The 10,795-nt window shown below is 72.6% G+C and carries 10 protein-coding genes, 1 rRNA gene and 1 pseudogene; 10 read left to right on the top strand and 2 right to left on the bottom strand.

Going from position 1 to position 10,795, the window contains the following annotated elements; genetic code table 11:
• The 3 genes and pseudogenes from rrf to ACIGFK_RS41250 all read left to right on the top strand — a co-directional run.
• Window positions 1-91: ribosomal RNA gene (gene rrf / locus ACIGFK_RS41260) — 5S ribosomal RNA — on the top strand; the annotation flags it as partial.
• A gap of 105 nt (window positions 92-196) precedes the next feature.
• Window positions 197-1,246 (top strand): annotated as a pseudogene (locus ACIGFK_RS41255) (hypothetical protein); the annotation flags it as partial.
• A 405-nt stretch (window positions 1,247-1,651) separates the two neighbouring features.
• Window positions 1,652-2,479, top strand: a complete 828-nt coding sequence (locus ACIGFK_RS41250; protein WP_376662529.1) for a tetratricopeptide repeat protein — start codon at window positions 1,652-1,654, stop codon at window positions 2,477-2,479.
• A 67-nt stretch (window positions 2,480-2,546) separates the two neighbouring features.
• On the opposite strand, the gene ACIGFK_RS41245 is transcribed toward ACIGFK_RS41250, so the two are convergent.
• Window positions 2,547-3,818 carry a DUF1015 family protein gene (locus tag ACIGFK_RS41245; RefSeq protein WP_376662444.1) on the bottom strand — a complete coding sequence of 424 codons (1,272 nt, stop codon included), beginning with the start codon at window positions 3,816-3,818 and terminating at the stop codon, window positions 2,547-2,549.
• Between the two features lie 88 nt (window positions 3,819-3,906).
• Here ACIGFK_RS41245 and ACIGFK_RS41240 point away from each other — a divergent pair, with 88 nt between their 5' ends.
• The 4 genes from ACIGFK_RS41240 (at window position 3,907) to ACIGFK_RS41225 (ending at window position 8,235) form a co-directional block, all read left to right on the top strand.
• A complete protein-coding gene (locus ACIGFK_RS41240) occupies window positions 3,907-4,944 on the top strand; it encodes an HAD hydrolase-like protein (protein WP_386472827.1) in 1,038 nt (345 codons plus the stop codon).
• 368 nt (window positions 4,945-5,312) lie between these two features.
• Complete coding sequence (locus tag ACIGFK_RS41235) at window positions 5,313-6,371, top strand: FecCD family ABC transporter permease (protein WP_376659928.1); 1,059 nt, start codon at window positions 5,313-5,315, stop codon at window positions 6,369-6,371.
• A gap of 2 nt (window positions 6,372-6,373) precedes the next feature.
• A complete protein-coding gene (locus ACIGFK_RS41230) occupies window positions 6,374-7,414 on the top strand; it encodes a FecCD family ABC transporter permease (RefSeq protein ID WP_376659941.1) in 1,041 nt (346 codons plus the stop codon).
• A gap of 17 nt (window positions 7,415-7,431) precedes the next feature.
• A complete protein-coding gene (locus tag ACIGFK_RS41225; RefSeq protein ID WP_376659929.1) occupies window positions 7,432-8,235 on the top strand; it encodes an ABC transporter ATP-binding protein in 804 nt (267 codons plus the stop codon).
• A gap of 95 nt (window positions 8,236-8,330) precedes the next feature.
• Here ACIGFK_RS41225 and ACIGFK_RS41220 read toward each other — a convergent pair whose 3' ends face one another.
• Complete coding sequence (locus ACIGFK_RS41220) at window positions 8,331-8,678, bottom strand: SCP2 sterol-binding domain-containing protein (protein ID WP_376659930.1); 348 nt, start codon at window positions 8,676-8,678, stop codon at window positions 8,331-8,333.
• 64 nt (window positions 8,679-8,742) lie between these two features.
• On the opposite strand from ACIGFK_RS41220, the gene ACIGFK_RS41215 reads away from it, so the two are divergent.
• The 3 genes from ACIGFK_RS41215 to ACIGFK_RS41205 are packed head-to-tail and all read left to right on the top strand — an operon-like array spanning window position 8,743 to window position 10,707.
• Window positions 8,743-8,979, top strand: coding sequence for a hypothetical protein (locus tag ACIGFK_RS41215; protein WP_376659931.1), 237 nt, complete (start codon window positions 8,743-8,745; stop codon window positions 8,977-8,979).
• A gap of 7 nt (window positions 8,980-8,986) precedes the next feature.
• Window positions 8,987-9,802 carry a TlyA family RNA methyltransferase gene (locus ACIGFK_RS41210; RefSeq protein ID WP_400055979.1) on the top strand — a complete coding sequence of 272 codons (816 nt, stop codon included), beginning with the start codon at window positions 8,987-8,989 and terminating at the stop codon, window positions 9,800-9,802.
• Window positions 9,799-10,707, top strand: a complete 909-nt coding sequence (locus ACIGFK_RS41205; RefSeq protein WP_376659933.1) for an NAD kinase — start codon at window positions 9,799-9,801, stop codon at window positions 10,705-10,707. The genes ACIGFK_RS41210 and ACIGFK_RS41205 overlap by 4 nt, the downstream gene beginning before the upstream one ends.
• The last annotated feature ends 88 nt before the right edge of the window (window positions 10,708-10,795 follow it).

Raw genomic sequence — 10,795 nt, 5'->3', positions numbered from 1 at the left:
GCCCGGTTACATTCCGAACCCGGAAGCTAAGCCTTTCAGCGCCGATGGTACTGCAGGGGGGACCCTGTGGGAGAGTAGGACGCCGCCGAACAATCTTTCAAAGGACCCTTGGTCCAGCGTTCAACGCTGGACCAAGGGTCCTTTTTGTTTTGCCTCGAATTACGCCGAAGCGCGGCCATGGGTTGGTTGCGCGAGAATGACTAGCGGTACCCCGAAGACAGGAGTCACACCCATGTCCAACTCTCCCGACGATCGTCCGGAGCGCGAGCCTCGGCGCAACGACGGCGGTGACAGGGGCGGCTACCGCGGGGGCCGTGACGACCGTGGTGGCGACCGTCCCCCGTTCCGTCGTGACGACCGCGGCGGCCGGCCGACCGGTGGCGGCGGCGGTTACCGCCGTGACGACCGCGGCGGGCGTCCCGCCGGCGGCGGTGGTGGCGGTGGCTTCCGCCGTGACGACCGTGGCGACCGCCCCGGTGGTGGCGGTGGCGGTTACCGCCGTGACGACCGTGGTGGCGACCGTCCGAGCTACCCGCGCCGTGACGACGACCGTGGTGGGTTCCGCGGTGGCCGTGACGACCGTGGTGGGGATCGCCCCAGCTACCCGCGCCGTGACGACCGTGGCGGCGACCGTCCGTCGTTCCGTCGCGATGACGACCGCGGTGGCCGTCCCTCCTACCCGCGCCGCGACGACGAGCGCGGTGGGCGTCCCTCCTACCCGCGCCGTGATGACGAGCGTGGTGGGTTCCGTGGCGGTCGTGACGACCGTGGTGGGGACCGTCCGAGCTACCCGCGTCGTGATGACCGTGGTGGCGACCGTCCGTCGTTCCGTCGGGACGACGACCGCGGTGGCCGTCCCTCCTACCCGCGCCGCGACGACGAGCGCGGTGGGCGTCCCTCCTACCCCCGTCGTGACGACGAGCGCGGTGGGTTCCGTGGCGGTCGTGACGACCGTGGCGGGGACCGCCCCAGCTACCCGCGTCGTGAAGACGACCGTGGTGGGCGTCCCTCGTACCCGCGCCGTGATGACGAGCGTGGTGGGTTCCGCGGTGGTCGTGACGACCGTGGTGGGGACCGCCCCAGCTACCCGCGTCGTGATGACCGTGGTGGCGACCGTCCGTCGTTCCGTCGGGACGACCGGGGTGAGCGTCCCAGCTACCCGCGTCGCGATGACGACCGCGGTGGGCGTCCCTCGTACCCGCGCCGTGATGACGAGCGTGGTGGGTTCCGCGGTGGTCGTGACGACCGTGGTGGGGACCGTCCGAGCTACCCGCGTCGTGACGACCGTGGTGGGGACCGTCCGTCGTTCCGTCGCGATGACGACCGTGGTGGGCGTCCCTCGTACCCGCGCCGTGATGACGAGCGTGGTGGGTTCCGCGGTGGTCGTGACGACCGTGGTGGGGACCGCCCCAGCTACCCGCGCCGTGACGACCGTGGTGGAGACCGTCCGAGCTACCCCCGTCGTGACGACCGTCGTGACGACCGCGGTGGCGACCGTGGTGGGTACCGTGGTGGCCGTGATGACCGTGGTGGCTACCGTGGTCGCGATGACCGCGGCGGCGACCGCGACTACCGTGGCGACCGCGACCGGGACCCGGTCAAGCGGCTTCCGATCGACGAGGACGTCACCGGCCTCGAGATCGACGCCGACGTGCGTCAGGAGCTGCTGAGCCTGCCCAAGGGCCTGGCCGAAGAGGTCTCCAAGAACCTGGTCATGGTGGCCCGGCTCATCGACGAGGACCCGGAGCAGGCGTACGCGTACTCGCGCATCGCCCTGCGGCTGGCGTCCCGTGTCGCCGCCGTGCGCGAGGCTGCCGGCTTCGCCGCGTACGCGACGCAGAAGTACAGCGAGGCCCTCGCCGAGTTCCGTGCGGCCAAGCGCATGACCGGTTCCGTCGAGCTGTGGCCCGTCATGGCCGACTGCGAGCGCGGCCTCGGCCGTCCCGAGCGGGCGCTTGCCATGGCCGGTGAGCCCGAGGTGCAGAAGCTGGACAAGGCCGGTCAGGTCGAGATGCGTCTCGTCGCGGCCGGTGCCCGGCGCGACCAGGGTCAGCTCGATGCCGCCATCGTGACCCTGCAGAGCCCGGAGCTGGCGTCCAACAGCGTCCAGCCCTGGACCGCGCGCCTGCGCTACGCCTACGCCGACGCCCTGCTGGCGGCCGGTCGTGAGGAAGAGGCGCGCGAGTGGTTCGCCAAGACCCTCGAGGCCGACAAGGACGGGGCGACCGACGCCTCCGACCGTCTCGCCGAGATCGACGGTGTCGAGTTCGTCGACGCCGCGGTCGAGGTGGCCGACGACGTCGACCTGGACCTGGTCGAGGACGACGAGGACGACGAGGACGAGGACGCGGCGGAGGTCGCCGCGGCCGAGCGTGCCGCCGACGTCACCGAGTACTACGACGAGGACGACGAGGAGTACGAGCCGCTGGAGCAGTCCGCGGCCGACGCCGATGCCGACGCCGAGGCCGACAAGGGCTGACGCGGGCTGATGTGAGGAAGGGCGGTACCCCGGCCGGGGTACCGCCCTTCCTCATGTTCCGGACCGGTCAGCCCAGGCCGCGCAGCACCAGGCCGGTGGCCGGCTTCGGGCCGAAGGAGGTGGACTTGCGGGGCATGGTGACGCCCTGGCGGGCCAGGTCCCGTACGACTTCCTCCCGTACGGGGTGCAGCAGGACCGCGGTGCCGCCGTGGCGCTCGGCCTGTTCCACGGTGGCCGCGGCGTCGTGGATGTACGTGATCTGGTCCGGGGCGTCCGGAACGTGCCACACGGCGTCCAGCAGGACCGCGTGCAGCACCGTGGCGTCCAGCCGGCGCCAGGCCTCGGGGCGGTCGTGCCGGACCGTGCGGTCGAGGAGGTCCAGGTCGGGGTCGGTGACGAGGTGGAAGGTGCCGTCGCCGGTGAGCAGGAAGGCGTTGCCCCGCTCCGCGGCGTCCGCGAGGGTCTCCAGGGCCAGCGGGAGCGGTCCCTCGACCTGGCGGACCCGGAACCGGCCGGCGAGTGCGGCCAAGGCGTCCGTGACGGGGAGGCGGCGCAGCATGCGGTGGATGGCGCGGACCTGGAGGGGGTAGCGGGCGGTGTCCACGAGGAGGACCAGGCCGAAGTCCCACGCGGTGGGGGAGCCGTGCTCCTCCTGGAGGCGCAAGTACGTGGCCCAGCGGTGGTGGCCGTCGGCGATGAGGGCCTGGCGGTGGCTCAGGTCGTCCGTCATGGTGGCCAGCTCGGCCGGGTCCGTGACCGCCCAGAGGCGGTGCTGGACGCCGTCCTCGGTGGTGGTCGACAGGAGCGGTGCGCGCTGCGCCGTCCGTTCCACGACCGCTGCCGCGCCCGCCGCCGGATCGTCGCCCCGGTAGGTGAGCAGGAGGGGTTCGAGGTTGGCGGCGGTGGCCCGCATCAGGCCGGCGCGGTCGGTGACCACGTCCGGCATGACGTCCTCGTGGGGGAGGACGATGCCCTCCTCGGCGGTGGACAGGGCGAGGGCGCCGATGATCCCGCGCTGGAGCAGACCGGCCTTGCGCTGCTCGTACACGTACAGCGCGGGCTCGGGGTCGGCGCTGAGGACGCCTTCGGTGATCCAGTGGTGCAGGGTGCGCGCCGCCTGCTCGTTGCGCGCGGCCGGGGTGCCGGCCTGCGGGAGGATCAGGCGGACGATGTTGTGCGGGTCCGCGGATTCCAAGTGGTCGACCCCGTCAGGGCGCACGACGACGTCGTACGGCGGCGAGGTGACGGCGGCCAGGCTGCCGACACGCTCCGGGACGTAGCGCAGGCCGTTGAAGGGGATCAGGCGCAGGCCGTGGTCCGCGGTGCCAGAAGAGGTCATTGGTGCATGGTAAGTCGCGTCTCGCCATGCGGGATGATCTGGGGGTGTACGGAATCGGACAAGGTCGATCGTATGAGGAGCGGACAGGATGACCCGGCAGAGCAGGACCAGTCCCGCGGCGAGTGAGCGGAGTCTGCACCAGGCGTACGACACGGCTCTGCTCGACCTCGACGGTGTGGTGTACGCGGGTGGCGAGGCCATCGCGCACGCCGTGGACTCCCTCGCGGTCGCCCGCGCGGAGGGGATGCACCTCGCGTACGTCACGAACAACGCGCTGCGCACTCCCGACGCCGTCGCGGAGCACCTGGGCGAGCTGGGCATTCCGACCGAGGCGGCCGAGGTGATCACTTCGGCGCAGGCGGTGGCCCGGCTGATCGCCGAGCAGGTGGAGCCGGGTTCGAAGGTCCTGGTGATCGGCGGGGAGGGGTTGCGGGTCGCGCTGCGCGAGCGGGGTCTGGTGCCGGTGGAGTCGGCCGAGGAGGAGGGGCTGGCGGCGGTCGTCCAGGGGTACGGGGGACCCGACCTGGCGTGGGGCCGGTTCGCGGAGGCCTCGTACGCGATCAACCGCGGGGTGCCGTGGTTCGCGTCCAACACGGACCTGACGATTCCGGGGGCGCGCGGTATCGCTCCGGGCAACGGGGCCGCGGTGGAGGTCGTACGGATCGCCACGGGCGCCGAGCCGCAGGTGGCGGGCAAGCCGCTGCCTCCGATGCACCGGGAGACGGTGCTGCGCACCGGGGCGCAGCGGCCGCTGGTGGTCGGGGACCGGCTGGACACCGACATCGAGGGCGCCTTCAACGGGGAGGTGGACTCGCTGCTGGTGCTGACGGGGGTGACGGACGCGGAGCAGCTGGTGCGGGCCGAGCCGCGGCACCGGCCGACGTACGTGGACCGGGACCTGCGGGGGCTGCTGACCGGGCAGCCCGAGGTGGAGCCGGCCGAGGAGGGCTTCCGTTGCGGGGGCTGGACGGCGGTCGCGGTGGACGGCCGGGTGCTGGAGCTGCGCGGTGAGGACGGGGACCCCGTCGACGGGCTGCGGGCACTGTGCGCGGCGGCGTGGACGGCGGCCGGGGACGGGGTCTGCACCCTGGACGCGGAGAAGGCTCTGGCCAGGCTGGGGCTCTAGGGGGTGTCCGGCGGATCAGGGTCGGATAGCCCGGGTCGTCTGGTGCCGTGGATTGCAAGGCGGAGGAGGGAGCCACTGCGGAGCATTGGCGACCGACGACAACGCGGCAAGCCGCGGTGCCAGGCGGGCCGGGCCCGGCCATGATCCGCCGGACACCCCCTAGGCCGGGAGCCTGCCGGGCGGGCAGCGGGATCGGGGCCGGGGCCGTGCCGATGGCTACGCGAAGGTGGTGGGGCGCCGCGGCCGGGGGGCGTACCGCGTGCGGTGGTCGCGGCGGCCCGGGCCCGTCTGCGGCGTGCGGGCCGTGTGGCCCGTGTGGGCCGTTCGGGTGATCCGGAATTGGTTCAGGGTAGGCTAACCTAACTCGCGTGTTGGTTGAGAGTCCTCCCGAACCCGAACCGGGCACGGCGTCCCCGCGTGCCGCGGCCGCCCGCCCGCGGCACGCCCCGCGCGTCGCAGGTCTGCTCGCCGCCCTCGCGGTGCTGGCGCTGATCGCCGTCCTGAGCATTGCCGTGGGCGCCAAGCAGATGCCCCTCGACGAGGTCTGGCACGGCCTGTTCGACTACTCGGGGACCACCTCCGACGTGGTCGTGCGGGACCTGCGGGTCCCGCGCACCCTGCTCGGGCTGATGGTCGGGCTGGCGCTCGGCCTGTCCGGGGCGGTGATGCAGGCGCTGACCCGCAACCCGCTCGCCGAACCGGGCATCCTCGGCGTCAACGCGGGCGCGGCCGCCGCCGTGGTCTCGGCGATCAGCTTCTTCGGAGCGAGCTCGCTGCGCGAGTTCGTGTGGTGGGCCTTCCTCGGCGCCGCCGTCGTCTCCGTCGTCGTCTACGTCCTCGGGGGCAGCCGCAGCGCGACGCCCGTACGCCTCGCCCTCGCCGGTACGGCGGCCAGCGCGGCCCTCGTCGGCTACATCAACGCCGTGCAGCTGATGGACAGCAAGGCGCTGGACAAGCTGCGCTTCTGGACGGTGGGTTCGCTGTCCTCGGCCACCATGGACACCGTCCGCCAGGTCGCGCCCTTCCTGCTGGCCGGCGCCGTGCTCGCACTGACGCTGGGCCGGTCGCTCAATGCGATGGCCCTGGGCGACGACACCGCGCGGGCGCTCGGCGCCGACCTGACGCGGACCCGGATCGGCGCCATGGTCGCCGTCACCCTGCTGTGCGGCGCCGCGACGGCCGCCTGCGGCCCCATCGTCTTCATCGGGCTGATGATCCCGCACCTGGTGCGGGCCTTCACCGGGCCCGACATGCGCTGGGTGCTCGCCTACTCGGCGGTGCTCTCGCCCGTGCTGCTGCTCGGCGCCGACGTCATCGGCCGGGTCGTCACCCGGCCCGCCGAACTCCAGGTCGGCATCGTCACCGCGCTCGTCGGCGGGCCCGTCTTCATCCACCTCGTACGGCGCAAGAGGATGGCCCAGCTGTGACCGTGACCGCCAAGGCCCGCCGGCTGAACCTCCCCGGCGGGATCTCCCTGCGCGTCGAACGGCGCGCGCTGGGCGCCGGAGTGCTGCTCACCGTCGCGGCGTTCGCGCTGGCCGTACTGCTCATCGGCACCGGGGACTTCCGGATCGCGCCGTGGGACGTCGTGCAGACCCTGCTGGGCAACGGCACCCCCGCCAACGACTTCATCGTCAACGACCTGCGGCTGCCCCGGGTCCTGGTCGCCCTGCTCGTCGGCGCCGCCCTCGGCATGGCGGGGGCCGTCTTCCAGTCCGTCTCCCGCAACCCGCTCGGCTCCCCGGACCTGCTCGGCTTCGGGTACGGGTCGGTGGTCGGCGCGCTCGTCGTCATCATCCTGTTCAAGGGCGGCGCCACCGAGGTCGCCGCCGGGGCGCTGCTCGGCGGGGTGCTGGCCGGAATCGCCGTGTACCTGCTCGCGTACAAGCGGGGGATCCACGGCTACCGGCTCGTGCTCGTCGGCATCGGCGCCTCCGCGATGCTCATCGCGGTGATCCAGTACCTGATCACCAAGGCCCAGATGGTCGAGGCCACCCGCGCCATGGTCTGGCTGACCGGCTCGCTCGCCGGCCGGGACTGGGCCCAGGTGTGGCCGCTGCTCGGGGTGTGCGCGGTGCTCTTCCCGCTGATCCTCTCGCAGGGCCGGGCCCTGCGGATGATGGAGATGGGCGACGACGCCGCGTACGCCCTCGGGGTACGGGTGGAACGCACGCGGCTGCTGCTGATGCTCGGGGCGATCCTGCTCACGACGGCGGCGAGCGCGGCGGCCGGACCGATCAACTTCGTGGCGCTCGCCGCGCCGCAGCTCGTACGGCGGCTGACCCGGTCGCCCGGGGCGAACCTGCTGTCCGCGGCGCTGATGGGCGCGGTGCTGCTGCTGGTGTCCGACTGGGCCTCGCAGCGGGCCTTCGGCGCCGACCAGCTTCCGGTGGGCGTGGTGACCGGACTCGTCGGCGGTGTGTATCTGCTCTGGCTGCTCGTCACCGAGCGCAAGGCGGGACGTATATGAACCTCAGGAGTGCTCAAGTGCAGCGGCTGACCGCGGAGAACGTGACCCTCGGATACGACGAGCGGGTCATCGCCGAGAACCTCTCGGTGGACATCCCCGACAACTCCTTCACGGTGATCGTCGGACCCAACGCGTGCGGCAAGTCCACGCTGCTGCGGGCCCTTTCGCGGATGCTGAAGCCGACGGCGGGGCGGGTGCTGCTCGACGGGCAGGCGATCGGGTCGATGCCGGCGAAGAAGGTCGCCAGGACGCTGGGCCTGCTGCCGCAGTCCTCGATCGCGCCGGACGGGATCACGGTCGCCGACCTCGTGTCGCGGGGGCGGTACCCGCACCAGGGGCTGCTGCGGCAGTGGTCGCCCGAGGACGAGCGGATCGTGCGCGAGTCGATGGCCTCGACCGGGGTCGCCGAGCTGGCCGACCGGGCCGTGGACGAGCTGTCGGGCGGGCAGCGGCAGCGGGTGTGGATCGCGATGGCGCTGGCGCAGCAGACGCCGCTGCTGCTGCTGGACGAGCCGACCACGTACCTGGACATCCAGCACCAGATCGACGTGCTGGACCTGTGTGCGGAGCTGCACGAGGAGCAGGGGCGGACGCTGGTGGCCGTGCTCCACGACCTGAACCATGCGGCCCGGTACGCGACGCACCTGATCGCGATGCGGGGCGGGGAGGTCGTGGCGGAGGGGCCGCCGGGGGCGGTTGTCACCGCCGAGCTGGTGGAGGAGGTGTTCGGGCTGCGGTGTCAGGTGATCTCCGACCCGGAGACGGGCACGCCGCTGGTCGTGCCGGCGGCCAGGGCCGCTCGGGCGCGGGCCGTCGTGTAGGGGTGCGGCGCCGCTGCCGGGGCTCCGCCCCGGACCCCGAGCCACAAAACGCCGGCGGGGCTGGTTTTGTTCGTGCGGGCTGGATTTTGCCGGGGCTACAGCAGGCTCTTCAGGCGGAGGAGGTCGCGGAAGCCGGCTTCCAGTTTTACTCGGCCTGCCGTCCAGGCCTTGGCGAATTTGAGGTCGCCCGCGACCAGGGCGACCAGGTCGTCGCCGGTCATGGCCAGGCGGATCTCGGCCTTCGTCGCGGGCGGGCCGGGGGTGACCGCGTCCACGCGGATCCGGCCGCCGTCGAGGCGGCCCGTGAAGGTCCGGTCGAGGTCCGTGATGTGGCAGCTCAGGGAGCGGTCGAGCGCGGCCGCGCCGCGGACGCCGCCGTCCGCGCCGGCGAGGTTGTCTGAGAGTTGGTCGAGTGCGGCTCGGCACTCATCGATCGTAGCCATCGTGATCACGACGGTACCGCAGAGCCGTGCGTGGTCGTGGGGCGCTTCGGGGTAGCGTCTGGGCATGGACGACGAAGAGGGCGCGCCCGCGGAGCCCGCCGGGGCCGGACCGCTGGGACTCGTACGCACGCCCACCGGGCACGACGCGGTCGACGCGCACCTGTCCCGGCTGGCGGACGCGGACCACCTCGCGGCGGACGGGCACGTCGAGGTGTACGAGGATGTGCACAGGGGACTGCGCGAGGCGCTCGACGCGCTGGACGCACCACCCGTCCCCGCACCTTACGAAAACAGGAGCTGAACCGAACGTGGCAGGAGTGGCACGCCGCCGCCTGGACGCCGAACTGGTACGCCGCAGCATGGCCCGCTCGCGGGAGCACGCCGCGCAGCTGATCGCCGCGGGCCGGGTGACCGTGGGCGGCACCACCGCGACCAAGGCGGCCACCCAGGTGGAGACCAGCGCGGCCCTGGTGGTGCGACAGGACGACAGCGATCCGGACTACGTTTCGCGCGGCGGCCACAAGCTCGCGGGCGCCCTCGCCGCCTTCCGGCCGCAGGGGCTGCGCGTGGAGGGGCGCCGGGCGCTGGACGCCGGGGCGTCGACCGGCGGCTTCACCGACGTGCTGCTGCGTGCGGGCGTTTCCCACGTCATGGCCGTCGACGTCGGCTACGGGCAGCTGGCGTGGTCGCTGCAGAGCGACGACCGGGTCACGGTCAAGGACCGGACGAACGTCCGTGAACTCACGGTGGAGCTGATCGACGGGATTCCGGTGGATCTCGTCGTCGGGGACCTGTCCTTCATCTCGATCGGGCTGGTGCTGCCGGCGCTCGTGCGGTGCTGCGCGCCCGACGCGGACCTGGTGCTGATGGTGAAGCCGCAGTTCGAGGTGGGCAAGGAGCGTCTCGGCAGCGGCGGTGTGGTGCGCAGCCCGGAGCTGCGGGCCGAGGCGGTGCGGGACGTGGCGGCGCAGGCGTGGAAGCTGGGACTGGGAGTGCTCGGTGTGACGGCGAGTCCGCTGCCCGGTCCGTCGGGCAACGTCGAGTACTTTCTGTGGCTGCGGGCGGGGGCACCGGCACTCGACCCGTCGGATGTCGACCGTGCAGTGGCGGAGGGGCCGCAGTGACAGATTCATCGGGGGAACGGACTGTTTTTCTGCTCGCGCACACCGGGCGGCCGGCGGCCATCCGCAGTGCCGAGCTGGTGGTGAAGGGACTGCTGCGCTGCGGTCTGGGCGTACGGGTCTTCGCGCACGAGGCGGCGGACCTGCCGCTGCCGCCCGAGGTGGAGCTCGTGACGGAGTCCGCCCACGGCGTGCTCGACGGCTGTGAGCTGCTGGTCGTGCTGGGCGGGGACGGGACCCTGCTGCGCGGCGCCGAGTTCGCGCGGGCCTCGGGCGTGCCCATGCTGGGCGTCAACCTGGGGCGCGTCGGGTTCCTCGCCGAGGCCGAGCGCGACGACCTCGACAAGGTCGTGGACCGGGTGGTGAGCCGGGACTACGAGGTCGAGGAGCGGATGACCCTCGACGTGATCGTGCGCACCAACGGCGACGTGGTCCACCGGGACTGGGCGCTGAACGAGGCCGCGGTCCAGAAGGTGTCGCCCGAGCGGATGCTCGAGGTGGTCCTGGAGATCGACGGGCGACCGGTGACCGGCTTCGGCTGCGACGGGATCGTCTGCGCGACTCCGACGGGCTCCACGGCCTACGCCTTCTCCGCGGGCGGACCGGTGGTGTGGCCGGAGGTGGAGGCCCTGCTGATGGTGCCGATCAGCGCCCACGCGCTGTTCGCGAAGCCGCTGGTGACCTCGCCGACGTCGGTGCTCGCGGTCGAGGTGCAGACCGGCACCCCGCACGGTGTGCTGTGGTGCGACGGGCGGCGGATGCTGGAGCTGCCCGCCGGGGCCCGGGTGGAGGTCCGGCGGGGGGAAGTGCCCGTGCGGCTCGCCCGGCTGCACCACGCGTCCTTCACGGACCGGCTCGTCGCGAAGTTCGCGCTGCCGGTGTCGGGTTGGCGCGGGGCGCCCCACTGAAGCGCTCCGCACCGTGTAGCTAATAGCACATCCGTTCGGAGAACTTGGGGCGGGTGACGTCACATGGCACCCGTGAAACCTCGGTATG

The organism is Streptomyces sp. NPDC085524 (assembly GCF_044541755.1).
Lineage (GTDB): Bacteria > Actinomycetota > Actinomycetes > Streptomycetales > Streptomycetaceae > Streptomyces.
Note: the sequence above shows the minus strand (reverse complement) of the source record. Positions and strands in the feature narration are given on the sequence as shown.